Genomic DNA, 23,291 nt, shown 5'->3' with positions numbered 1-23,291 from the left:
TGAATCAGGATTTATTTTTGGCATACGGCATGCGGCCCTTGCCTCGCGGCTTGGGCTCTGCGTAGCCGCCCACGCGCTCATACACGCGCACATAGTCCACCACCAGCTCGGCCGGGAACTGCGTGGCAGGGTTCGGGTTGCCGGGGAAGTTGCCACCCACGGCCACATTCATCAGCAGGTAAAACGGATGGTCAAAGGGCGCCGGCCAGGGGTTGATGTCGGCCGCGCGGCGGGCTTCCACACCGGCGCCGCTTTTTGTTTTACTGCAGCTCCACCAGAAGTCCTGCGTGGCCCAATGCACGCCGTCCAGGTACCAGCGGATCACACCGGGCTCCCACTCCACCGCGTACTCGTGCCAGTCACTCACCAGGCTGCCTGCGGGCAACGGATGCGTGTGGGTCACCAGCGAGCGATTGGGGTAGGTGGAGCCGAAGTGTGTGGAGCCCAGGGTCTTGTCGGGCTCTTCACCATGAATCTCCATCACGTCGATCTCGCCCGAGGCAGCCCAGCGGCCGTAGGTGTCTGCCTGCGGCAGCATCCACAACGCCGGCCACAGGCCCTTGCCCCAAGGCACCTTGGCGCGAAATTCAAAGCGGCCATAGCACTGGTTGAACAGCGGGCTGCCATCGCGCTTGCGTGTTTTCAGTCGGGCCGAGGTATAGCCGCAGCCGTGCAGCGATTCCTTGACGGCGCGTATGTGCAAGGCGCCATCCTTGACGAACACATTGTTGGGTGAGTCGGTGTAGTACTGCAGCTCTTCGTTGCCCCATCCCGGCACCCACGTGTGGCTGTGGTAGTCGAAGAAGCCGTTGCCGATGTCAAAGTCCCACTTCCTGCGGTCCACACAATCGCCATCGAACTCGTCACGCCACACCAGCTTCCAGCCCGTTCTGCGCGCAGCAGCAGGCTTGTTCTTCAGCAGTTCCATACAGAAATCAGGGGGCTGCTCAGGCCATCAGGCGGCCATCATCACCAAACCCCAGCGACCATTTGGCATCAGGCAGCAGACCCACCGTCTGCCCGGCGCTGCAATGCGACTGGTTGGCAGGCACCTTGGCATTGAGCAAACCGTTCACGCCGTCCACCCGCAGGTGGATGATGGACGAGTCGCCCAGGTGCTCGGCCAGCACCACCTGGGCGGGTACGCCCTGCTCGGGGGTGGTTACCAGCAGGTGCTCAGGGCGCAGGCCCACGCGCTTGGCAATCTGGCCAGACGCGTCTTGCAAGCGGCTCCACAGGCTTTGGTGTGCGAGCGTGGCGTTGGCGGCCGGACGGTCTATCAGGTTGATGCGCGGTGCACCAATAAAGGCGGCCACAAATTCGGTGGCAGGCCGGTTGTACAGTTCCAGCGGTGCGCCCAGCTGTTCGATGGAGCCCTTGTTGAACACGGCAATGCGGTCGCCCAGTGTCATGGCCTCGACCTGGTCGTGGGTGACATAAATCATGGTGGTGCCCAGCTCGGCATGCAGGCGCGACAGCTCCACGCGCATGTCCACGCGCAGGGCAGCGTCCAGGTTGGAGAGCGGCTCGTCAAACAAGAACACCTTGGGCTTGCGCACGATCGCACGGCCAATGGCCACGCGCTGGCGCTGGCCACCCGAGAGCTCCTTGGGAAAGCGGCCCAGCAAATCCGTCATGCGCAAAATTTCTGCGGCGCGGCCCACCTGCTGTTCGCGCTGGGCCTTGTCCACGCCGGCCATCTTCAGGGCAAAGCCCATGTTCTCGGCCACCGTCATGTGCGGGTACAGCGCGTAGCTCTGGAACACCATGGCAGCACCCCGGTCCGCCGGGTGCAGGTCATTGGCGCGCTGGCCGTCGATCAGCAAGTCGCCAGAGGTAATAGTTTCCAGACCGGCAATCATGCGCAGCGTGGTGGACTTGCCGCAGCCCGACTGGCCCACGAATACCATGAACTCGCCATCGCGCACTTCCAGGTCAATGCCGCGTATGACGTCCACGGCACCAAAGCTCTTGCGCAAACCTTTCAGGCTGACTTGTCCCATTCTTATGCTCCTTGTGTTGCCACCTGCTCAGCGGGTGTGGTCGTGTTGTGGGGGATGGATGCGGCTGCGGCCCTGCCTTTGCGGGCGTGCAGCATGTTGGAGTACCAGTGCGCGCTGTCCTTGAGCGTGCGCTTTTGCGTGGCGTAGTCCACATGCACGATGCCAAAGCGCTTGGCGTAGCCGGAGGCCCACTCGAAGTTGTCGAGCAGGCTCCAGACCATATAGCCCTCCATGCGCACGCCCTGCCGCATGGCCTGGGCCACGGCCTCGATGTGGCGGGCGATGTAGTCGGTGCGGTCGGCATCATGCACCTGGCCGTCCTGCACCAGGTCCTTGAAGGCGCCACCGTTTTCGGTGACGTACAAGGGTGGCACCGGGTAATCGGTATGCATGCGCACCAGCAGTTCGGTCAGGCCTTCGGGGTAGACCTCCCAGCCCATTTCTGTGAGCGGGTGGCCGCTTTGCCGGGTGTCCCAGGGACCATTGGCACTGGCCACCGAGCGCGAGTAATAGTTCACCCCCATGAAGTCCATGGGTGTGGCAATGGCTGCCAGATCCCCGGTGTGCAACACCGGTGCATCGGCGCCCAGATGCCCGATCACATCTTCCGGATAGTGGCCTTTGAACAAGGGGTCCATATACCAGCGCAGCAGCTTGCCGTCTTCCAGGTGGGCCTGCGCCTGGTCTGCATCCGAATCGGTGGCTGCCTGCACGGGGGACAGGTTCAGCACAATGCCCAGACGCGCCTTGCTGCCCTGCGCGCGCAGGGCCTGCAATGCCAGACCGTGGCTGAGCATGAGGTGGTGCGAGGCCTGCATGGCAGCCGCGCGGCTCTTGATGCCGGGTGCAAAGATGCCCTGCTCATAGCCCAGCACCGACATCACCCAGGGTTCGTTGTGGGTGGTGATGGTGGCCAGCCGGTCGCCCATGCGGCGGTCAATGCCCTGTGCGTACTCCACAAAGCGGTGCACGGTGTTGCGGTCGGTCCAGCCACCTGTGGCCTGCAACTCGCTGGGCAGGTCCCAGTGGTTGAGCGTGAGGTAGGGCTTTATGCCACGTGCCAGCAGGCCATCCACCAGGCGCTCGTAAAAGTCCAGGCCTTTTTCGTTCCAGGCACCGGCACCGCCTGGGCGCACGCGCGGCCAGGACACCGAGAAGCGGTAGGCATCCACACCCAGGCTGGCCACCAGGTCCAGGTCGTCCTGCCAGCGTTGGTAATGCTCGCAGGCAAGCAGGCCATCACTGCCATCGGCAATGGCGCCGGGCTGCTTGCAGAAGTCATCCCAGATGGACGGCCCTTTGCCATCGGCAAAAGCTGCGCCCTCAATCTGGAACGCACTGGTGGCAACTCCCCAGACAAATTTTTCGGGGAAGGTGGAACCCAGTGTGGGTTGGGGAAATTTGTTCATGAAAGCAGTCAGTGCAATGAATGGAAAAAGACTCTGGCGCCCAGGCACGCGTTGCGGCGGCCTACTTGACGGCGCCCGCAGTCAGGCCATCAATCAGCCGACGCGAGGAAATGGCAAACAGCACCAGCAGCGGCAGCGTGGCAATGGCCGAGCCGGCCATCACAGCGCCCCACTCGGTGTTCACCGGGCTTTGCATGCTGCGCAGGGCCAGGGGCAAGGTGTACATCTCGGGCGAGCGCATCACGATCAGCGGACCGATGAAGTTGTTCCAGGAGGCAATGAAGGTGATCAGCCCCAGCGTGCCCATGGCGGGCTTGAGCAGGGGCAGCACGATGCGCCAGTAAATGCCCAACTCGCCACAGCCGTCCATGCGCGCGGCCTCAATCAGGTCCTTGGGGATGGACGAGCCTATGAACTGGCGCATCATGAAAATGCCAAAGGCACTGGCCGCGCCCGGAATGTAGAGGGCGCGTGGCTGGTCGATCCAGCCAAAGGCATCCATGATCATGAAGGTGGGAATCATGCCCAGGAAGGACGGCAGCAGCATGGTGCCCATCACCAGCAGGAACAGCGGCTGCTTGCCCTTGAACTCGAACATGGCAAAGGCATAGCCACCCATGGAGCAGAACAGCAAGGTCAGTGCCGTGGAGGCCAGCGCCACATACAGGCTCCAACCCAGGCTGCGCCAGAACGGAATCTTGTCGGTGAGGATTTGCAGGTTCACCAGAAAGCTGTCACCAAAAAACAGCGGCGGCGGCAGGTTGAAAATCTCAGTCCGCGAATGCGTGGCAAACACGAACATGAAATAGAAGGGCGTGAGCATGATGAGTGCCCCAATGCCCACCAGCAGATAGGCAGCGCGTGGAGCGAGTTTTTCGGTGTTCATGGTGTGGGTCCTCTCGGTGCGCTCAGTGCGAGCTGTCACGCGGCTTGAAGGCGCGGTTGGTAAGCCAGGTGAGCAGCGCCACCACCACGAAGAACAGCCACGACAGTGCGCTGGCCAGACCGAAGTCATTGAACTCAAAGGCCGTGCGGTACATGTACATGGCCGTGGTCATGCCGGCCTGGTCGGTGCCACCGCGCCCGCCGGTGAGGATGAAGGGTTCTTCAAACAGTTGCAGGCCACCCACCACACTGAGCGTCACACCGAAATAAATCATGGGCTTGAGGCTGGGCAGCGTGATGTAAAAAAACTGCTGCAGGCGGCGCGCGCCGTCCATGGTGGCGGCCTCGTAGATGTCTTTGGGAATGGTTTGCAGCGCTGCCAGATACAGCACGGTGTTGAAGCCGATGTAGCGCCAGAAGACCACGATGGCCACAGCAGGCTTGACATTCTCGGCGCGGTTAAGCCAATCGATGGGCACGCCTGATATCAGCCAGCCCAGGCCTGGCACCTGCGACAGCGCATGCAGGGCGATATTGATCATGCCGTAGTCAGTGGAAAACAGCGTGCCGAACATCATGGCAATGGCCACCGTGCTGGTGATGTAGGGCAGAAAGTAGGCCCCTATCACGGCATTGCGCGTACGCTTGAAGGAGGTGTGGATGAAGTACGCCAGCGGTATGGCGATCACATGCTGCGGCACCCCTGAAGCCACGGCCAGCCAGGCCGTGTTGAGCAGCGACTTCAGGAACCACTCGTCCTTGATGGCGAAGGCAAAGTTGTCCAGGCCGACAAACTTCATGCTCGACAGGCCGGCGGTAGGTTCCCAGGTCTGGAACGCCAGATAGAACGAAAACGCCAACGGGAAGACGCCAAACACCAGGAACAGAACGAGGAACGGGCTGACCAGCAGATACGGCACATGCTGGGGCTTGATGCGCCAGCCGCGGCGCGCTGGCGCGGTGCCGACCTGGGGTGCTGCGGCAGTGGAGTGCGGCGCGATGCTTGACATGGCCGGCTCCTGTCAGTTTTGGGCGCGCGCCACGCGGCGTTCCAGCAGTGCCTTGGCATCGGCCAGCGCGGTCTTCACATCCTTGCCCTGGTCCAGTACCTTGTCCATTTCGGTGTTGACGATTTCTTCGGCCACCGGGTCAAGTTTGTGCACATCCACCGCGGTGATCTTGTTGGCTGCATCGCGCCACAGCAGGCGCGCCTTCTGGCCGCCCAGGAACTCGATGGGCTGGTCAAAGAAGGCGTCCTTGTGCACGTCGACCAGTGCCGGGAAGGCGTCCTGCGACTTGAAGGCGCTGAGTTGCATCTCGGGGCTGAGCGTCATCATCTGGATGAACTCCCAGGCCAGGGCCTTGTTTTTGGACACTTTGGGGATGGTGTAGAAGCTGCCACCCCAGGAGCCGTAGGCTTTCTCGGGCAATTGCGCTGCGCGCCACAGGCCCTTGGTGCCGGGCGCCAGCCAGTTGTTCATGTGGCCGGCCAGCCAGGCGCCTGAGAGCTGGGTGGCGATGGTGCCGCGTTTGAAGCCCTCGGACCATTCGTTGGACCAGGCGCCAATCTTGCCGTCGAGCTTTTGCTCGCGTACCTTCTTGGCCAGCTCAAAGGCGCGCACAAAGCGCGGGGAATCCACCAGCACTTTGCCCTTGTTGTCGATGTACAGGCCTTCGCCAGGCTTGATGTCGGAGCGGATGACGATGTCCTTGACGTCGCGCGCATGGGCCACCAGGTAGGCACCGGTGCCGGCCTTGATCTTGACGCCCGCGGCCACAAACGAATCCCAGGATTGCGTCAGATCGGCCTCTTTCACACCGGCCTTCTTCAGCAGGTCGTCACGGTAGAGCAAGGTGCCAGGGCCAATGTCGGAAGGCACCGCCACGACAGAGCCCGCGTTGGTGGTGCCTTGGCGGAAGGCGTAGGGCACGAAGTGAGCCTGCTGGCTCTTGATGTTGTAGGGCGCGGCTCCCAGGTCTTCCAGGCCACCACCCTCGGCAAAGCGGGCCACGTAACCGTATTCCACCACCATCACATCGGGCAGGTTGGACGAGGTGGACAGCGCCGTGGTCATGGCGGTGTGGTGGTCGGCGAAGGCGCGGCTGATGACCTTGATCTCCACATCCGGATGCTTCTTCTTCCACATCGGGATAGCCGATTTGGCGATTTCATCGACAGCAGGAAAGGCGGCAATGGTGAGGGTTTGCTGGGCCGATGCCGATGCCAGCAGGGTCAGGCTGGCCAGACCGGCGAGAAAAAATCTGTACGAGGCACGGAAGGAAGGGGTGGCTGCGGGCATGGGATCTCCTGTGGGGGCACTTGAAGTTGTGAAAGCGCTTTCATTATAGGCAGCACTTTCACACTAAATGGCTCAGGGTATTCCCGGTAAAAAGCGAAGTTAAACGGCAAGACGGCGGCAGGATTCGCGTGGCACCAGGCGCGGGGCAGGTACCTGGAACACCGGCTTCTCGCCGGACAGCAACTGCAACAGCACATCAGCGGCCAGTTGCCCCAGTTCATAGGCGGACTGGTGTACGCTGCTCAACGGCGGGTTGGAGTACAGCGAAGACAGCAAATCGTCATAACCGATCAGCGACACGTCTTCGGGCACGCGCAGCGAGTGGCGGCTCAGGCCGAGCGCTGCACCCACGGCCATCTGGTCGTTGGCGGCGAAGATGGCAGTAAAGCGCTTGCGCGAGGCCAGCAAGTCACCCACCGCCTGCAGGCCACTGGCCTCGTAAAAGCCGCCCTCGGCCACCAGGGCCGGATCAAACTTGATGCGTGCCTCCTCCAGCGCCTTGCGGTAGCCCTGGAAGCGCTCTGCGGCATCGGGGTGCTGCGGGTCGCCGGAGATGAAGGCGATCTGGCGGTGGCCCAGGCCAATCAGGTGCTGTGTGGCCAGGCGTGCGCCTTCCACGTTGTCGCAGTACAGCGCGGCCAGGCCGGGCGCACTCAGTTTGCGGCCCGTCACCACAATGGGCATGGTCTTGGCGTAGTTCTTGAGCGCCTTGTCGGTGAGCCGCCCAGTGAGCACGATGATGCCGTCCACCCGGCGTGAGCGCAGCACATCCATGCATTTCGCTTCCACCTCGGCATTCCACTGGCCGCTGACAAACAGGGGGCTGTAGCCCAGGGGCAACAGCTTCTCTTCAATGCCGCGCAGGGCTGAACCATAAAAGGGGCTGTCCAGGGTCTGGGTCACCACGCCGATGCTGAAGGTGCGACCGCCCGCCAGGCCGCGCGCCACCGGATTGGGCACAAAGCCCAACTTGGCAATGGCGGCGTCCACCGCTTCCTTGCGTGCGGCACTGACCACTGCCGTGCCGTTCATGATGCGCGACACAGTGGCCGGGGAAACGCCCGCCTCCCTGGCCACCATGTCCAGGGTGACTGTTGCTGATTGCGCCGTTACAGGCTCTTTTGTACTGCGCTTGGCGCTCGGATTTTTCATAGGTTAGGATAATAATTCAGCTGTGTAAGCGTTTTCAGAAAAGTTGCGCCAGACAGCGAATATCGCAAGACCCTGGCTAACTATGGGGCTACCAGGCCCAGGTAGCGTGCCACCGTATGGCTTAGTGACTGACCCGTCGTTTGTGTGAGTTGCGCGTCAATCGCATCCACCGCATGGTCCGCTGCGGCGATGACTTGCAGCTCATACACAGCACCCGATGCCTGCCACACCTGGGCAGTCGCTGCCTGCGAGGCATAGGCCGTGCGCGACAAGCCCTTGCTGCCGCGCCCACCGGCAATGGGCACATTCTGGTCATCAGCACCATGCAGGGCCAGGATGTGTTTGCCATGTGCCGCGGGGCATTGGCTGGCACCGTTCTCCAGCGTGCCAGAAATGGAAACAGCGGCCGCGTACAGCGAGGTTTCGCACACCATGCGTTGCGTCATCATCGCTCCGTTGGAATGGCCCACGCCAAAGATGCGCTTGTCTTCTACGCCATACTTTTTTGCAATCCCCTGGACTGCCGCCTGGATGTAGGCCACATCGTTGACCTGCTTTTGGGCAGGCAACCCGCAGCAATTGCCGGCATTCCACCCCTGTCGCTGCGCGCCCAGCAGGCGCGCCACCGGTGTGCCGTTCAGGTAGGCCACGATAAAGCCGTTGGCCTCGGCCTGCGCATTCAGGTTCAGGGCACTTTCGGACTGCTGGTCGGCAATGCGCTGCGCATTGCCCAGACCGCCATGCAGCACCACCACCAACGCGCGAAGACCACGGGCGGGCAAGTGCGTGGGCAGGTAGACCACGGCGCTGCGACCTGCATAGGTTTCGGTCGCGGTTTGCCCAGCCCGCGCCGCACTTGCTGCAAACAGCGCCACCACCAGCCACAGGGCTGTGTACCAACGCCTTTGGATACCGATTACCATCGCGCCTCCTCCTGATGTGCTCCATCGTAGTGCAAGCCATCGGTTACCCTCGCCCCCTTATGCCCACAAAGGATTCCCCATGAAAAAACTCAACGTCAACATCAAGCTGGAAATGTCGGTACCGGACGACTGGGAACTGGTGGAAACCTCCGAAGGCACCAGCGTGCTGAAGATGCCCAATGGCCAGTTCCTGGACATTGCCATTGAGCCATTGTTTGCCACCGACCCGGAAGACACCTGGTCCAGCACGCAGGACGAAGACCAACTCGACGACATCCTGGACATGGTGGACAGCGAGGAAGTGGTTTACGAATTTGTCACCCACTGAGCCTTTGCCGGCTGCCAGAGCACAAGCCGTCATTCATTGGCGCTTGCACCCTTGTTATTCACCAGCATGGCATCCATCTACAGGCCATGACTGATTCCCTGCACATTGTGTGTCCGCACTGCCACACCACCAACCGCGTGCGCGCTGACCAACTGGGCAGCGCGCCTGACTGCGGACAGTGCAAAAAGCCGCTGTTCACCGGACAGCCGGTGTCCTTGGACGAGGCCGCCTTTGACAAACACATCATGCGCAACCAGATACCGGTGCTGGTGGACTTCTGGGCGCCCTGGTGCGGCCCCTGCAGGCAAATGGCCCCGGCCTACGCGCAGGCCGTCGCACTGCTGGAACCCCGTGTGCGCGTGGCCAAAGTGGATACCGAGGCAGTGCCCCAACTGGGCGCGCGCTTCAACATCCGCAGCATTCCCACGCTCGCCCTTTTCAGTGGCGGCCGTGAAGTCGCGCGCCAGGCCGGTGCCATGGGCACGCAGGACATCGTGCGTTGGGTGCAGTCCCAGCTGCCCCGCTAAACCAGACCCAGGCCCAGACCCAGCGCGTCAAACACGCGGATGGCGGCATAGGCATCGTTTGCCGAATACACCAGCTGCGCCTCGGTCAGGCGCTCATTGGCCCAGTTGCTGGTGGCCGCCTTTTTGGATTTGATGAAGCGCTTGTTGAACAGCACTGCCACCGCCCCTTTCACACCCATGTCCTTGCGGTAGCCACGCTGCTGGAACACCGTATTGAGCTCCAGCACACCGGCGGGCTCCACGCCCAGCTTCTGGATGATGCGTTTGCGGTCGTCACCCAGGCCAAAACCGGCCTTGGCTATGCCGCCCAGCGCCATCAGTTCCGCCACCACGGCACGGCACTCCTGGTCATGCACCTGGAATACCCAGGCCCGCTCGGTGGTGGACAACTGCACGATGTGCGGTCCATCCGACACTTCGCCCACCTTGAAGGTCGGCTTGGATTCCGTGTCAAAGCCCCAGGCCGTGGCTTTGGCCAAATGGGCATAGGCATCGTGTGCCTGCGGTGCGTTGGACACCAGGGTGATGCGGTCCAGGCCCAGCCGCTCAAATTCTGGCAGCAGGGCAATGGCATCTTTGTCGGGTGTGGGGTGGCGGGTAGTGTGATGGGCTTGCATGTGGGACGTATCATCGCTGCTTAAGGACATCCCCCATGAAAAAAACGTTTCCCCTGAAGTCAGAAGGCAAAAATCCCGAGCGCATGCTCGAAGCCACCAAGCACGAAATCCGCAAATACATCAAGCGCGAACGCCGCCGCGAACTGCCCGAGGGCGTGGATTTCTGGGACTTTGACTGCAAGTTTGGCAGCACCGAGGCCAACGCCCAGGTGGCCCACCTGGCCGAGCTGATTCCCCTGATCGATGCGCTGGTCAAAAGCGATGGCGAGCAGTTCTACATCGAAATCCTGTCCAAACACGGCCACCGCCAAGTGCGCGCCGGCGCCGAAGCTTCCGCCGAATAGCCATGCAGATCCGCACGGTGCAGGCCCTGCGCGCACTCTATGCCCCGGCGCGCGAGCGTTCGGTCAAGAAAGAGTTGGCGCAGTTGGATGCGCATTGCACACGCTTTGTGTCCCTGTCGCCCTTGGTGGTGGTGGCCAGTGCGGCCAGCAGCCTGGCACTGGATGCCTCGCCGCGCGGGGGCGAGCCGGGCTTTGTGAAGGTGCTGGATGCCACCACCTTGCTGCTGCCGGATGCACCGGGCAACAACCGGCTGGATACGCTGGAGAACATTCTGCAGACCGGCCAGGTCGGCTTGCTGTTTCTGGTGCCCGGTGTGGACGAAAGCCTGCGCGTCAATGGCACGGCCGTGTTGTCTACAGACCCGCACGACCTGGCCGCGTGTGCCGATGCCAAACGCAGCCCGAAACTGGTGATCCGCGTCACCGTGCAAGCCGCTTATCTGCACTGCGCCAAGGCACTCATGCGTTCGGGCTTGTGGGATGCCAAGCGCCATGTGGCGCGTTCCGTCATGCCCTCCATGGGCGAGATGATGAAAGACCAGATTGGCGGCGACATCCCCGCCGAGACCCAGGACCAAATGCTGCTGCGTTATGCACAAGACCTGTAAATGAAACCCGACTCCCTGACAGAGCCCGCCTTCAGCCCTGCCGCCGAGCGCAACAAGCTGCCCATACTGGAAGTACTGCGCCAGGTGCTGCCCACGCAAGGCACGGCCCTGGAGATAGCCTCAGGCACCGGCCAGCATGTGGCCTGGTTCGCACAGCACCTGCCCGCCTGGACCTGGCAGCCCACCGATGCGCAGGTTGCGGCGCTGGACAGCGTCATGGCGCGCATCGCACAGGGTCAGTTAGGCAATGTCCATGCACCGCTGCTGGTCGATGTGATGAGCCCAGCCTGGTTGCCCGCAGAGACGCAGCCCTTCGATGCCATTTACTGTGCCAACATGCTGCACATCGCGCCCTGGGCCACCTGTGCGGCACTCATGCACGGCAGTGCCCGGCACCTGTCACCCGAAGGGGTACTGGTCACCTACGGGCCCTATCTGGAAGACACGGTAGAAACCTCCAGGGGCAACCAGGACTTTGACCGCGACCTGCGCCTGCAAGACCCGGACTGGGGCCTGCGCCGCCTGGAAGACGTGCAGGCGGTCGCCACCCAAGCCGGCCTGCGCCTGCAGCAGCGCTTCGCCCTGCCCGCCAACAACCTGCTGCTGGTCTGGACGCGCACGCCCTGAGAGCAAACGCACTACGTTTGCTTGCAATTCAAACGGCCCGCTTTGCAAAATCGACGTGCCCACGGGCGACCATGGGCGCCTGTTTACTAAAAAGTCTGTATGAAGAAATTTTCCGCCTCTGTGTGCGCGCTCGCCGTTACCGCCCTGCTGGGCAGCAGCCTGTCCTTTGCGGGCGACCACGGCCGTGACCGTGACGAGTACCGGCACGACAATGGCCGCCACTCCCGTCAATGGGAAGATCAGCGCTACGACCAGCGCGACGGCCGCTGGAACGAGCGCCGCCCTGACTACAACGCACGCGGACCGGCATACCACCGCGGCGGCTACATCGAACGTGTGTACCGCGATCGCGCCTACGAAGTGGACTACCGCGAACACCATCTGCGCCGTCCCCCTCAAGGTCAGCGCTGGGTGCAGGTGGGTGCGGACTATGTCCTGATTGCAATCGCCACGGGTGTGATCGTCAACATCATCCTGAGCCAGTAAACGTATACTTTTGGCATGACCTCTCCTGCCCCCCACCCCTCCCGACGCGGCCTTTTGCGTGCTGCCACCCTGCCCCTGGCTGCGGCCCTGGCATTCAACCTGGCTGCCTGCTCACCCCAAGGCGACGCACCAAAGCCCGCTGCTGGCAGCGTGAAGCAGGCAGACTCTTTTGCGCTGCTGGCCAAAGAGGGACGGGGTTTTACCGTGGGCTCGATGATGAGCACCAACACGGTATATGTGATGTTTGACCCGCAGTGCCCGCACTGCGGTCACCTGTGGCAGCAGGCTTTGCCGCTGCACAAGAAAGTCAAGTTTGTGTGGATGCCGGTGGCCTTCATCAACGCCAAGAGCCTGCCTCAGGGAGCCGCACTGCTGACGGCAGCCAACCCGGTGGATGCCATGACCACGCATGAGATATCCATCCTGGCAGGGTCTGGCGGCACCGCCGCTTCAAGCAGCATTCCGGATGACATCGCAGCAGCCATCAAGAAGAACACCGAGCTGTTCAACAGCATGGGCGTTGAGTCCGTGCCCTATATCGTGGCCAAGAACGCCAGCACCGGCGCGGTGGTGACCAACGCAGGCGCCATGGAGACGGCTGCGTTGGAACAGTTCCTTGGTTTGAACTAGGCCCCCACGTTCGCTCGCTTCGCGTAGCTCTCTGGTCGTGCCGATGCCAGAGGCATACGGCTCTTCGGCTTGTCCGCGCCTGCGCAGGCAGACCCGGAGCCGGAACCCAGCCACTTCGTGGCTAGCGTGTAACCAGCACGGGGATGCTGGACTCGGCCACCACCTTGGTGGCCACGCTGCCCAGCATCAGCCGCACAATGCCGGTACGGCCGTGCGAACCCATGACGATCAGATCGCAGCCCAGTTCCTTGGCGCTTTCCACAATGCCGCTGGCAGCAGCCACGTCTTCCACCAAACGGGCCTGCAGTGCGATGGCAGGGCTCTCGGCCTTGCACAGCGTCTCGACCTGGGCGTGGGCCTGTGCCGCCAGCTGCTGCGCAGCGGCAGAGTAAGCCTGGTAGCCCATGGGGTTGACTTCGCCCACACCGAGATAGGGGTAAGGGTCAGACACATAAAGCGCAGTCAACGCTGCGCCGTGGACGCGTGCCAGGCTCACAGCGAGCTTGGCAGCGTGTTCGGATGCGGCAGAGCCGTCGGTAGCCAGCAGAATATTCTTAAACATAAAAGCCTCGCTTGGGTGTTGTTGTGAGCCTTGATCATGCGCCCATCCAAACAACCTGTATTTGACAAGTGTCAAATAGCCATCAAGAGAGCCGCCAAGAGAATGACACTATCAGTGTTCACAACCATAATCCCTCCACTACTTAGAAAGACCGCCATGAAGGCCACCTGGAACAACACCGTTATCGCCGAAAGCAACGACACCGTGCTCGTGGAAGGCAACCACTATTTCCCCGCTGCGTCCCTTAAACGCGAGTTCATCACCTTCAGCAACCACAAGACCAGTTGCGCCTGGAAGGGCCAGGCCAGCTACTACAGCCTGATGGTCAACGGCGAGCTCAACACCGATGCCGTCTGGTACTACGCCGACCCCAAGCCCGAAGCCGAGTCCATACGCGACCGCGTGGCCTTCTGGAAGGGCGTAAAGGTGGAATAAGCCCCCCTGTTTTCATGAACGGCTGCATCCCGCAGCGCCAACACAAGAAAGGTTGCTCCATGGAAGAACCGGTTGATACTGTGCCGACAGAGCACGGAGAACACACAGAAATGCCATTGGTATTCACGGCCTCCGGCAGTGAATACTTCCGGATCTGGATCGTCAATTTGCTGCTGATGCTGTGCACACTGGGCATCTACTTCCCTTGGGCCAAGGTGCGCAAACTGCGCTACTTTTATGGCAACACCCTGGTGGGCGGTGAGCCTCTGGGTTTTCATGGCGACCCCAAAAAAAATGTTCAAGGGCTATGCCCTGGTGGCACTGCTGTTTGGCTGCTACTCGGCTGCGGGCAAGTTTTCGCCCACGGCCGGATTCGTGGCCCTGCTGGTGATTGCTGGCCTGTGGCCCGCTTTGCTCAAATCGTCCCTGCAATTTCGCCTGGCCAATACCAGTTGGCGGGGGCTGCGCCTGCGGTTTTCGGGCAGTCTGGCGGGTGCCTACCGGGCCGCACTGCCGCTGTTTGTGCCAGCGGCCCTGCTCGTGGGCGTGGGCGTCGTGCAAAGCCCGGGTCAGCCCCCCAGCTTCTGGTTGGCAATGGCCATGATCGTGCTCGGGCTGGGCTCTTTGCTGGTATGGCCCTGGCTGCTGTGGAAGCTGAAAAAGTACCAGCACTCCAACTACGCGCTGGGCGCACAGCAAACCCATTTTTCCGCCAGTACCTGGAGCTTTTACAAGCTGTCGTTCAAAGTGATGGGTGTCTACTTCGGGCTTGCCGTGCCAGTCATGGTGATGGGCGCCATCTTGATGAGCGTACAAGGCCAGGCCACCGACGCCGCAGCGGCCTCGAACCTGGGTGCCAAGGCATTGGCCGCGCTGGGCTTTTTGCCGCTGTTTATGGTTTTGTTCTTTTGCGTTTACGCCTATGCCCAGGCACGCGCGCAAGATCTGATCTGGAACCACACTGCGAGCAGCCAGGTGCAATTCCACAGCCGCCTGAGCTTTGGCTCGCTGTTGTGGCTCACGCTCAAGAACTGGTTCTTCATGGTGTTCACGCTGGGCCTGTATTGGCCCTTTGCCGCCGTCGCCACCCGGCGCCTGCGGCTGCAAGCAGTCTCTGTTTCCACGACGCTGTTGCCCGAGCAGCTTCGCACTGCCGGGCTGGAAAACGCCGGGGATGCGGCAGGTGATGCCGCCGGTGACTTCCTGGGCTTCGACATTGGGCTCTGATGCCATGGACACGGCGCCTGAACGCAGCCTGTCGGCCAACTACATGGATGGCCGCTCCGCGCAGTCCCACCCGGTGCAGCTGCGCCTCCAGCAAGGCCTGCTGCACATCGATGGAGAAGGCATTGCCATGCGCATCCCGCTGGCCGAGGTGCAATGGCCGGAACGCACACGCCACGGCAAGCGCGTGGCGCATCTGGCACAGGGCGGTCTGGTGCAAAGCGACGATGCCACGGCCTGGGATGCCTGGGTTGGCGCCAGCGGGCAGAGGGACTCACTGGTGGTGAAGATGCAGCAAAGCTGGCGTTCGGCATTGGCCAGCGCCGTGCTGCTGGTGGGGCTGCTCGCGGCGGCCTATGCTTGGGGCCTGCCACTGCTGACTGAAGCGCTGGTGGCCGCCACGCCCTCCAGCGTGGACAACAGCCTGGGGGAATCCACTTTGGCCGCTATAGACAGTAGCCTGATGCAGCCCTCGCAACTCAGCGCCAGCGAGCAACAGCGGATTCAGGCGGCCTGGCAGCAGGTCGCGGGAGCGCTGTCCACAGCGCAGGTGCCGGTCTGGCGCCTCGTGTTCCGCAAAAGCCGGATTGGGCCCAACGCCTTTGCCCTGCCGGGCGGCACCATCGTTCTGACAGATGAATTGGTGCGCCTGGTCGATGGCGACACCGATGTGCTCTGCGCCGTGCTGGCGCATGAACTCGGCCACGTGAAGCACCGCGATGGCCTGCGCATGCTGGTGCAGGTCGGGGTGGTGGGCAGCATCAGCTCCATCGTGCTGGGCGACTTCAGCAGCGTGCTGGCTGCCGTGCCCGCCCTGTTGGGGCAGGCCCATTACTCGCGCCAGGCAGAACACCAGGCCGATGTGTTCGCCGTGCAGGTACTCAAGACCGCGCACATCTCGCCTGCCACCATGGTCACCCTGTTTGCCAAGCTGGAGCAAGAGCGGGCCAAGCGCGGTGCGCAGGACAAGGGCTCAGAGTCGATGCTGGGCATTGCCTTTGCCTCCCACCCCAGCGACGCCGAGCGGGTAGCCTTCTTCAGGCAGGCCGCGCAATAACGCAGCGGCGCAGCAGCCTAAAACAGCGGCAGGTTGTGGCCCGGCAGGATAGGGGCCGGGGCCGCATCGGAACCGGGTAGCAGCGCACGCTGCACAGGCTGCCCCTGCATCTGCGCGGCCGGCCAAGCCCGCATCCAGTGGCCCGCCGTTTGTGGCGTGGCGTTGAGCCAGGCGGCGTAGTCCGCCTCGGCCACGATGACGGGCATGCGCTTTTCTTCACCCGGTTTGTGCATGCGCCCCATCAGCGCGTGGCCATCGGCGTTCACGGTGAGCAGGGTGAAGCTTTCGCGCACCGCGCCGTCCGAGGCATGCTCCCAGCGTTCCCACAGTCCGGCCACAGCAAAGTTGCTCTGGTCGGCCATGCCGATTTGCCAGCGCACCGCGCGTGCGGCCTGGCCTGGCTCCGCTTCCCAGCAGGGCTCAAAGAAGTGGCGCATGGGCGCCAGTGCCCATTGGCGCTGCGCCCAGGGCTCGCGGAAGCTGGGCTTCTCGAACGCGGTTTCGCTGCGCGCGTTGTAGGTCTTGCGGCTGATGTCACGGGCTTGCGAATCGTTTTTGCACCAGCGGGGAATCAAGCCAAATCGGGCCAGGCGGCACTCCAGGCTGTCCGCACCAGACCGCAACAAGACAGGCGCCACATAGCCGGGGTAGACGGCATCAGGCCAGTCTTCGTGCGGCAGCTCCAGCACACCCAGGCGCTTGGCAGCAAGCTCCTGGCGGGTGGAGGGAACGTAGTTGGTGCACATGGCGAACGTGGTCTCTGAGATGCTGAGGGGTTTTCAGTCCGATGGCTCGTCGTCGCCCTCTTCCACGGCACCACGGCTGCCCGCCTTGGGAGGACGCGGCACTTTTTTCAGGCGGATGTTGCGGGCGAGTTCAATCGCGTCTTTCTTGATCTGGCGTTCGGCATCCAGCTTTTCGCCGACGTCCAGCCACTGCGCAAACTCGGCCGGTGTCTCCAGCGTCACGCGGCCCAGGGCGCCGGAGCGGAAGTCGTGGATGACGATTTCGGCGGCGTGGTTCAGGTTCACTTTGCCGCCGCCCAGCAGCGCACCGCGCTTGCGGCCCACGCCTTCCAGCAACTGCTCGTCCGTGAAACTGGCCGCGTCTTTGATTTTGTAGCGTGCCTCCAGCGCCGGGGCGTAGTGCTGGCGCAGGTAGTCCAGCAATTCGAGGGCCACCTCTTCGTCCTCAAAGGCGTTGCGGCCCACCGCACCACTGGCGGCCAGGTTGTAGCCGCTCTTGGCCACGATGATGCGCGGCCACAGAATGCCCGGCGTGTCGTACAAATAGAAATCGTCGGCAATGGTGATGCGCTGCTCCAGCTTGGTCACACCGGCCTCGTCACCGGTCTTGGCCGCGCGCTTGCCTTTGAGGGTGTTGATCAGCGTGGACTTGCCCACGTTGGGAATGCCGCAGATCAGCACCCGCATGGGCTTGGTCATGCCGCCGCGGTTGGGCGCCAGCGCATGGCAGGCAGCCACCAGCGCGCGCGAAGGGGTGCTCATGCTGGCGTCCAGGGGCAGCGCGCGCACACCACTTTGTGCGTTGAAGTGTTCCAGCCAGGCCGCAGTGCGCGTGGGGTCTGCCAGGTCCTGCTTGTTGAGCACCTTGAGGGCGGGCTTGCCTTTGGTGATCTCGGCCAGCATGGGGTTGGCACTCGAGCCGGGCAGGCGCGCATCCAGCAACTCGATGACCACATCAATCTCCTTGATGCGCTCGCCTATCGCCTTGCGGGTCAAATGCATATGCCCGGGGAACCACTGAATTGCCATGCCAATCAACCTGTCTGTCAAAAACCAAAGAGCCCCGATTGTCGGGCACTTCGGCCAAGGGCCCTCTTGCCCTCATGCCGTCACACCCTCGGACCCTCAGGCCGCTATCGCCACCGGCCTGGCCACCAGGCGCTTGGGCGACAGATATTCCTGCAGGTAGATGTCAAAGGGCATGGTGTCGGCGGCCTCAATGGCGGCCTGGTCCTGCAGCGACTTGGCACTCAACCCAGCCCAATGCGCGGCATCCGCGTCCGACAAGGGCAGGTCCAGCATGGCCTGGCGGGTTTTGAGCGACTGGGCGCGCACAAAGGCCACAAACGAGCCATCAAACTCATCCTGCACGGCTTTGAGCACGCGCGCCGAAGGCGTGGTGTCCGGATGCAGCAAGGCCTGCTCAGCGGCAGCCACAGCGGCTGAATAATCCTGCGTGCCGTGCACCGTGTCCAGCCGCGCCGCGATGGCTTTGAGCTGCTGCACGATCTCCATGCCCCAGTCCACCAGGGTGGCCGTGCCCTGGCCTTTTTCCAGTTCCAGGCCGGGCTCGCGGCCACGCTCGGCCGCACGGTGCTGGTTGCGGCCGATGGCGGCAATTTCTGCAGGTGAATCATCCGGGCTGTCGGACTCCAGGCAGTGCAGCAGGAACACATCCAGAAAGCGCAGCGTCTGTGCCGTGATGCCCATGGGCTCAAAAGGGTTCAGGTCCATCAACCGCACTTCCACATACTCCACACCGCGCTCGCGCAGCGCATGCAGGGGGCGCTCGCCAGGGAAGATCACGCGCTTGGGGCGTATGGTGCCGTAGAACTCGTTCTCGATCTGCAGCAAGGTGGTCTGCAATTGGCGGTATTCGCCATCCGGGCCTTTGGTGCCAATGGCCTCATAGGCCGCATAGGGTTGCGTAAGCGCCGTCTGCAACGAGGCGGCATAGCCAGCCAGGCTGTTGTAGCTCACCGCCAGCGAGGCCTGCGCATCGCTCTGGTAGCCCAGGCGGCCCATGCGCAGCGAGGTGGCATACGGCAAATACATGGTGCCGCCATTGAGCGGCTGCAGCTTGTGCTCGCGTCCGGCCACAAAGGTGGAGCACACCGCGGGGGACGCGCCAAACAGATACAGCGGCAAAAAAGCGTGGCGACGGAAGTTGCGGATCAGGCCAAAGTAGGCCTCGCTGCTCACCTCGGGCAGGCTCCAGTTGTAGTGGATGCCCGAGATGGTCTGCATGCGCCTGCCATAGCGGTAGCCCAGTCCCGAGCGGTACACCGTCTTGGAGCGGCCCACATTGGAGCTGCCGTACTGGCCCAGCGGAATCTCGTCATCGGCGGGCAGGCCGCAGGGCATGCTGGAGACCCACAGCATCTCCTCGCCCAGCGCGCGCATGGTGACTTGCTGCACGCGGGTGAGCTCGTTGATGCAGTCCTGCACACTGGTGTGCACGCCGGTGATCAGCTCGACCTGGGATTCACAAAAATCGGTGGTGATGTTCGGGTGCGTCAGGGCCGAGCCCAGCGCCGCCGGATGCGGTGTCATGGCCAGGCGACCATTGCCCAGCGCGCGCAGGCTTTCTTTTTCCAGACCGCGGCGCATGGCTGCGAGCCGCGTGGGGGCAACCAATGCGGGGCCCTTCGAATAATTGTCCATAGCTGTGGCCCTTCGTATTTCTCGTCGGCCGTGAAGTTAACACAGGCCCGTGACTTCTGCTCTGCAAGGGCAAGAGGGGGGCCGAAGGCATCACAATACGGGGATATGAATACGTTGGAAATTGTGGTTTGGGCGGTGATGCTGGGCGGTCTGCTGACCATTGGCACCATGGCCGTAGTGGATGTGGTCGTCAGCAAAAGTTTTACGGCCTGGCGCAACTTGGTATTTATGGGCGTGACCGGCTTCAGCTGTGTGTTGCTGTCGGGCCTGCCGGAAGATTTGTTTCCCGGCCTGCCCCTGGTGCCGGTGCTGATTCTCAAGGCCAGCCTGGGGCCGCTCAGTGGCGCCATGGTGCTGACCTACCTGGGCCAATGGCTGGGGGTATCAGTCGAAGACCGGCTGGTGCACCACACCATTGTCCTGGGTTCTGTCATGCTGGTCTGTGCAGCCGTTGGCATTACCGTGCTCTGCACCCTGTTTGCCGACACCCAGAGTGACGAAATCTTGCTGCTTGCGGCTTCGGTCAACGCACTGTCGGTGTTACTGGCCACTTTGACAGCAGCGCGTGCGGCCCAATTGGGTGACAAACTGGCACGCACCATGGTGGTGGGATGCCTGTTCCTGGCCATCTCCATGGCCGGCCTGTATACGCACCAGCTGGACCACGGCAATGGCAACTTGTCGACCTGGATCGTCACCTCGATGGCTACCGTGCTGTTTTATCTGGTGATGGTTTCACTGGGCATCAGCCGCAACCGCGAGATCCGTCGCCTGGAACACTTGGCCGGCCTGTCGCAGGGTATGGACCCGGCCACCGGCCTGCCCCGCGGCTCACTGCTGCTGTCCAAGGTGGATGATGCTTTTTGGCGCAGCGCCCGACTCAACACCACCTGCACCGTGATCTGCCTGCACCTGCGCAACCTGTACGCGCTGAGTGAAGAGGCAGGGCACGGCGTCGAACAGCAAATCCTGGCTTCCATGGCGGCGCGCATACGGCGTGCCGTGGGGTTTCGCTGCGTGGTCGGGCTCTACCATCCGCGCTGCTTTGTGGTGGTGCTGTCTGCCGCCAAGGCAAACAAGTCCGGCATGAGCCTGGGGGAAAGGCTTTGCATACTGATGTCCCAGCCACTGCAGGTGCTCGGCCAACAGGAGGGCATGCACATCTTCACGCCGCAATTCAGCTCCGGCACGGTCACCGTGACAGCCGCCTCCGCCATTCCCGTGCAGGTGATTGACGAGGCAGAGCAACAGGCACTGGCCAGCGAGCGCGAACAGCGCGGCGGCCCGGACACCGCCAACAGCCCGCCGGCCATGCGCTGAAGGCCGTTCAGGCCGGGCGCAGCCTCTCCAGGGCGCGGCCCACTTCGTGGGCACCCTGGGCCGAGCCGTTGGCCGGCACCATCTCTGCTGTGCGGTCGCATGCCTGCTCCAGCTGCTCTGCCAGACGTTCTGGCGCATCACCATCCAGACCGATCCAGGTGCCCTGTGTGAGTGTGATGTGCGCAGCCTCCACGTTGCCGGCACCGGCACACAGCACGGTGCGCGTGGGGGCGTCCCGGGACACCAGTACCAGCATGGCCGGCACCACGGCCTGGGGCTGCAGGGCTGCCAGCACAGCTTCGGGCATCAGGCCTTCGGTCATGCGCGTGGCCGCAGTGGGCGCCAGGCAGTTGACGCGGATGTCATGCTTGGCACCCTCCAGGGCCAGGGTCTGCATCAGACCCACCAGTGCCATCTTGGCGGCACCATAGTTGCTCTGACCGAAGTTGCCGTACAGACCGGTGCTCGAAGTAGTCAGCAGAATGCGACCATAGTTTTGCGCCACCATGTGCGGCCAGGCCGCCTTGGTGCAGTGCACCGCGCCCATCAGGTGCACATCAAGCACCAGACGGAAGTCGGCCAGGTCCATCTTGGCAAAGGTCTTGTCGCGCAATATGCCGGCGTTGTTGACCACGATGTCAATGCGGCCCCAGGTATCCACCGCCTGCTGCACCATGGCCTGCACCGCCTCCCAGTCAGTGACCGAGGCGCCGTTGGCAATGGCCTCGCCACCGGCTGCCCGGATCTCGGCCACCACCGCGTCCGCGGCCGTGAGCGAGCCGCCCGAGCCGTCTCGGGCGCCACCCAAATCATTGACCAGCACCTTTGCACCGCGCGCGGCCAGGGCCAGGGCATGCTGGCGACCCAAACCGCCACCGGCTCCGGTCACAATTGCCACCAGACCCTTGAAATCGATTGCCATTCCAGTCTCCTCAAAAACAGGTACCGCGCTTACACCCATGGACATCAGCTCAGCCATCATCCACACGCCGCTGCGGGACGCGGCGACGGTCATCATTCTCAGGGATAGTCCACAGGGTCTGGAGGTATTTCTGGTCAAGCGCCACGGCCTCTCGGATGTGCTGGGCGGCGCCTATGTGTTCCCGGGCGGCAAGCTCGACGACGGCGACTCGCTGCTGGATGCCGCAGCCCATCTGGACCAGAACACCGGCCACTTGCATGCGGCCCTGGCCGAAGCCAATCTGTCGGTGACCCAAGCGCAGGGCCTGTACGTAGCCGCCCTGCGTGAAGCCTTTGAAGAGTGCGGCGTGCTGTTTGCCGAAGGTGCTTCGCACAGCCACAGCCTGCAACTGGCGACGCAGTTGCAGGCCGGGCGCACCTTCAACCAGGTGCTTGGCGACTTGAAGCTGCGCCTGCAGACCAGCGCACTGCTGCCCGGGTCGCGCTGGATCACACCCAAAATGCCCTCGGTGTCCAGCAAGCGCTTTGATACCCGCTTCTTTGTAGCCGCCCTGCCAAGCGCACAGGTGGCCCGCCACGATGATGTGGAGACTACAGAGAGTGCCTGGCTGTCACCACGCCTGGCACTGCAACAGTACTGGGCGCGGGACATCGAGTTGGCCCCGCCGCAAATCCTGACGCTGGCCCACCTGTCGCGCTTTGCCTATGTGGCCAGCGTGCTGCAAGCCGCCCGCCAGAGCCCGCCGCCCCTGATTCAACCCGAGCCCTTTGACGAGCAGGGCGAGCGCGTGATCTGCTACCCCGGCGATGCGCGCCACAGTGTCGCCACCGTGGCCATGCCCGGCCCCACGCGCCTGCGTTTTCGCAACAAGCGCTTCGAGCCCGAAGCTGGCTTTGACGCGCTGTTTACCTGAGCGCCTGACCCGCTTAAGCTAAAGCCATGCCCCTGCAGAAACACCGCTGTGCAAGCCGCCTGCTGCCAACGCCGACCTTGGGCATGGCTGGGGCCCTGGCCTTGGCACTGCTGGCAGGCTGCGCCAGCCCACCTACCAGCCCACCTGCCAACACCACCAGCCCTGGCGGCGCGGCCACCCCCTCCAGCCGTGCCTGGCAGGGTGCGCCTTCGCCCGAAGTGGCGGCGCGCCTCAACCAGGAGCAGGCCAGCGACGTGACCCTGCATGCGCTCAGCCTGGTGGGCACGCCCTACCGCTATGGCGGCAACACACCCGAGACGGGGTTTGATTGCAGCGGGCTGATCGGCTATGTCTACCGCCTCAGCGCGGCTGTGTTGGCGCCGCGCACGGTGGCGTCCCTGGTGGACTGGGGACAGCCTGTGGATGCCGGCGCCCTGCGCAGCGGGGACTTGGTGGTGTTCACCCAAAACGGTGTGTCATCGCACGCCGGCATCTATGTGGGCGAAGGCCGCTTCGTGCACGCGCCCTCCAAGGGCGGCGTGGTGCGTCTGGATTCCATGGGCTCCAAATACTGGTCCAGGCAGCAGGTCAGCTACCGCAGACCCTGAA

At 63.0% G+C, this 23,291-nt stretch carries 27 protein-coding genes and 1 pseudogene; 14 read left to right on the top strand and 14 right to left on the bottom strand.

Features of this window, described 5'->3' with window-relative positions; genetic code table 11:
* Positions 1-4: 4 nt before the first annotated feature.
* The 8 genes from DIC66_RS05910 to DIC66_RS05875 all read right to left on the bottom strand — a co-directional run bounded on the left by DIC66_RS05910 (position 5) and on the right by DIC66_RS05875 (position 8,672).
* Positions 5-928 (bottom strand): glycoside hydrolase family 16 protein, encoded by a 924-nt coding sequence (locus DIC66_RS05910; protein ID WP_117174974.1) that lies wholly within the window; start codon positions 926-928, stop codon positions 5-7.
* Between the two features lie 19 nt (positions 929-947).
* Complete coding sequence (locus DIC66_RS05905; protein ID WP_117174972.1) at positions 948-2,003, bottom strand: ABC transporter ATP-binding protein; 1,056 nt, start codon at positions 2,001-2,003, stop codon at positions 948-950.
* 2 nt (positions 2,004-2,005) lie between these two features.
* Positions 2,006-3,412: a GH1 family beta-glucosidase gene (locus DIC66_RS05900; protein WP_117174970.1), complete on the bottom strand. Its 1,407-nt coding sequence runs from the start codon at positions 3,410-3,412 to the stop codon at positions 2,006-2,008.
* Between the two features lie 61 nt (positions 3,413-3,473).
* Entirely contained in the window at positions 3,474-4,298 is an 825-nt protein-coding gene (locus DIC66_RS05895) for a carbohydrate ABC transporter permease (protein ID WP_117175131.1), read from the bottom strand.
* A gap of 22 nt (positions 4,299-4,320) precedes the next feature.
* Positions 4,321-5,307, bottom strand: coding sequence for a carbohydrate ABC transporter permease (locus DIC66_RS05890; RefSeq protein ID WP_117174968.1), 987 nt, complete (start codon positions 5,305-5,307; stop codon positions 4,321-4,323).
* A 12-nt stretch (positions 5,308-5,319) separates the two neighbouring features.
* Positions 5,320-6,597: an extracellular solute-binding protein gene (locus DIC66_RS05885; RefSeq protein WP_117174966.1), complete on the bottom strand. Its 1,278-nt coding sequence runs from the start codon at positions 6,595-6,597 to the stop codon at positions 5,320-5,322.
* A gap of 99 nt (positions 6,598-6,696) precedes the next feature.
* On the bottom strand, positions 6,697-7,749 hold the full coding sequence (locus tag DIC66_RS05880) for a LacI family DNA-binding transcriptional regulator (RefSeq protein ID WP_117174964.1): 1,053 nt from the start codon (positions 7,747-7,749) through the stop codon (positions 6,697-6,699).
* A gap of 80 nt (positions 7,750-7,829) precedes the next feature.
* On the bottom strand, positions 7,830-8,672 hold the full coding sequence (locus DIC66_RS05875; RefSeq protein ID WP_117174962.1) for a CE1 family esterase: 843 nt from the start codon (positions 8,670-8,672) through the stop codon (positions 7,830-7,832).
* Positions 8,673-8,751: 79 nt separating this feature from the next.
* Here DIC66_RS05875 and DIC66_RS05870 point away from each other — a divergent pair, with 79 nt between their 5' ends.
* Together DIC66_RS05870 and trxC are read left to right on the top strand one after the other, a co-directional pair.
* Positions 8,752-9,000 (top strand): hypothetical protein, encoded by a 249-nt coding sequence (locus tag DIC66_RS05870; RefSeq protein ID WP_117174960.1) that lies wholly within the window; start codon positions 8,752-8,754, stop codon positions 8,998-9,000.
* Between the two features lie 86 nt (positions 9,001-9,086).
* Positions 9,087-9,527: a thioredoxin TrxC gene (gene trxC, locus DIC66_RS05865; RefSeq protein ID WP_117174958.1), complete on the top strand. Its 441-nt coding sequence runs from the start codon at positions 9,087-9,089 to the stop codon at positions 9,525-9,527.
* Here trxC and DIC66_RS05860 read toward each other — a convergent pair.
* A complete protein-coding gene (locus DIC66_RS05860; protein ID WP_117174956.1) occupies positions 9,524-10,144 on the bottom strand; it encodes a 3'-5' exonuclease in 621 nt (206 codons plus the stop codon). The genes trxC and DIC66_RS05860 overlap by 4 nt on opposite strands.
* Positions 10,145-10,179: 35 nt before the next feature.
* On the opposite strand from DIC66_RS05860, the gene DIC66_RS05855 reads away from it, so the two are divergent.
* From DIC66_RS05855 to DIC66_RS05835, 5 genes are all read left to right on the top strand, one after another.
* Complete coding sequence (locus DIC66_RS05855; protein WP_117174954.1) at positions 10,180-10,488, top strand: DUF6172 family protein; 309 nt, start codon at positions 10,180-10,182, stop codon at positions 10,486-10,488.
* Between the two features lie 2 nt (positions 10,489-10,490).
* Positions 10,491-11,096 (top strand): MSMEG_1061 family FMN-dependent PPOX-type flavoprotein, encoded by a 606-nt coding sequence (locus DIC66_RS05850; protein ID WP_117174952.1) that lies wholly within the window; start codon positions 10,491-10,493, stop codon positions 11,094-11,096.
* Positions 11,097-11,723, top strand: a complete 627-nt coding sequence (locus DIC66_RS05845) for a DUF938 domain-containing protein (protein WP_233505794.1) — start codon at positions 11,097-11,099, stop codon at positions 11,721-11,723.
* 99 nt (positions 11,724-11,822) lie between these two features.
* On the top strand, positions 11,823-12,209 hold the full coding sequence (locus DIC66_RS05840; RefSeq protein WP_117174950.1) for an RcnB family protein: 387 nt from the start codon (positions 11,823-11,825) through the stop codon (positions 12,207-12,209).
* A 15-nt stretch (positions 12,210-12,224) separates the two neighbouring features.
* On the top strand, positions 12,225-12,839 hold the full coding sequence (locus DIC66_RS05835; protein WP_117174948.1) for a thioredoxin fold domain-containing protein: 615 nt from the start codon (positions 12,225-12,227) through the stop codon (positions 12,837-12,839).
* 121 nt (positions 12,840-12,960) lie between these two features.
* Here the strand turns inward: DIC66_RS05835 and DIC66_RS05830 are convergent, their stop codons facing one another.
* The gene (locus DIC66_RS05830; protein ID WP_117174946.1) at positions 12,961-13,401 is read right to left on the bottom strand and encodes a universal stress protein; all 441 of its coding nucleotides are present in this window, start codon (positions 13,399-13,401) and stop codon (positions 12,961-12,963) included.
* 156 nt (positions 13,402-13,557) lie between these two features.
* On the opposite strand from DIC66_RS05830, the gene DIC66_RS05825 reads away from it, so the two are divergent.
* The 4 genes and pseudogenes from DIC66_RS05825 to DIC66_RS05810 all read left to right on the top strand — a co-directional run bounded on the left by DIC66_RS05825 (position 13,558) and on the right by DIC66_RS05810 (position 16,117).
* The gene (locus DIC66_RS05825) at positions 13,558-13,836 is read left to right on the top strand and encodes a DUF427 domain-containing protein (RefSeq protein ID WP_117174944.1); all 279 of its coding nucleotides are present in this window, start codon (positions 13,558-13,560) and stop codon (positions 13,834-13,836) included.
* Positions 13,837-13,850: 14 nt separating this feature from the next.
* Positions 13,851-14,087, top strand: a pseudogene (locus DIC66_RS23740) (DUF898 family protein); the annotation flags it as partial.
* Between the two features lie 25 nt (positions 14,088-14,112).
* Positions 14,113-15,063, top strand: a complete 951-nt coding sequence (locus DIC66_RS05815; RefSeq protein WP_158558850.1) for a YjgN family protein — start codon at positions 14,113-14,115, stop codon at positions 15,061-15,063.
* 4 nt (positions 15,064-15,067) lie between these two features.
* Positions 15,068-16,117: a M48 family metallopeptidase gene (locus tag DIC66_RS05810; RefSeq protein WP_158558849.1), complete on the top strand. Its 1,050-nt coding sequence runs from the start codon at positions 15,068-15,070 to the stop codon at positions 16,115-16,117.
* 17 nt (positions 16,118-16,134) lie between these two features.
* Here the strand turns inward: DIC66_RS05810 and DIC66_RS05805 are convergent, their stop codons facing one another.
* The 3 genes from DIC66_RS05805 to gshA form a co-directional block, all read right to left on the bottom strand.
* Positions 16,135-16,863, bottom strand: a complete 729-nt coding sequence (locus tag DIC66_RS05805) for an SOS response-associated peptidase (RefSeq protein WP_117174938.1) — start codon at positions 16,861-16,863, stop codon at positions 16,135-16,137.
* Positions 16,864-16,896: 33 nt separating this feature from the next.
* Positions 16,897-17,892 (bottom strand): ribosome biogenesis GTPase YlqF, encoded by a 996-nt coding sequence (gene ylqF / locus DIC66_RS05800; RefSeq protein WP_117175127.1) that lies wholly within the window; start codon positions 17,890-17,892, stop codon positions 16,897-16,899.
* 96 nt (positions 17,893-17,988) lie between these two features.
* Positions 17,989-19,527 (bottom strand): glutamate--cysteine ligase, encoded by a 1,539-nt coding sequence (gshA, locus tag DIC66_RS05795; RefSeq protein WP_117174936.1) that lies wholly within the window; start codon positions 19,525-19,527, stop codon positions 17,989-17,991.
* A gap of 105 nt (positions 19,528-19,632) precedes the next feature.
* Between gshA and DIC66_RS05790 the strand changes: the two genes are divergently transcribed.
* Positions 19,633-20,847, top strand: a complete 1,215-nt coding sequence (locus DIC66_RS05790; protein WP_158558848.1) for a GGDEF domain-containing protein — start codon at positions 19,633-19,635, stop codon at positions 20,845-20,847.
* A gap of 7 nt (positions 20,848-20,854) precedes the next feature.
* Here DIC66_RS05790 and DIC66_RS05785 read toward each other — a convergent pair whose 3' ends face one another.
* Positions 20,855-21,769: an SDR family NAD(P)-dependent oxidoreductase gene (locus DIC66_RS05785; protein WP_117174934.1), complete on the bottom strand. Its 915-nt coding sequence runs from the start codon at positions 21,767-21,769 to the stop codon at positions 20,855-20,857.
* 37 nt (positions 21,770-21,806) lie between these two features.
* Between DIC66_RS05785 and DIC66_RS05780 the strand changes: the two genes are divergently transcribed.
* Positions 21,807-22,682, top strand: coding sequence for an NUDIX hydrolase (locus DIC66_RS05780; protein ID WP_117174932.1), 876 nt, complete (start codon positions 21,807-21,809; stop codon positions 22,680-22,682).
* Positions 22,683-22,708: 26 nt separating this feature from the next.
* Positions 22,709-23,290 (top strand): C40 family peptidase, encoded by a 582-nt coding sequence (locus tag DIC66_RS05775; protein ID WP_117174930.1) that lies wholly within the window; start codon positions 22,709-22,711, stop codon positions 23,288-23,290.
* Position 23,291: the final 1 nt, after the last annotated feature.

The sequence above is a fragment of the Rhodoferax lacus genome (assembly GCF_003415675.1).
GTDB classification, from domain to species: domain Bacteria; phylum Pseudomonadota; class Gammaproteobacteria; order Burkholderiales; family Burkholderiaceae_C; genus Allorhodoferax; species Allorhodoferax lacus.
The sequence above is the reverse complement of the archived record's forward strand: the minus strand, read 5'-3'. Positions and strand labels throughout refer to the sequence as shown.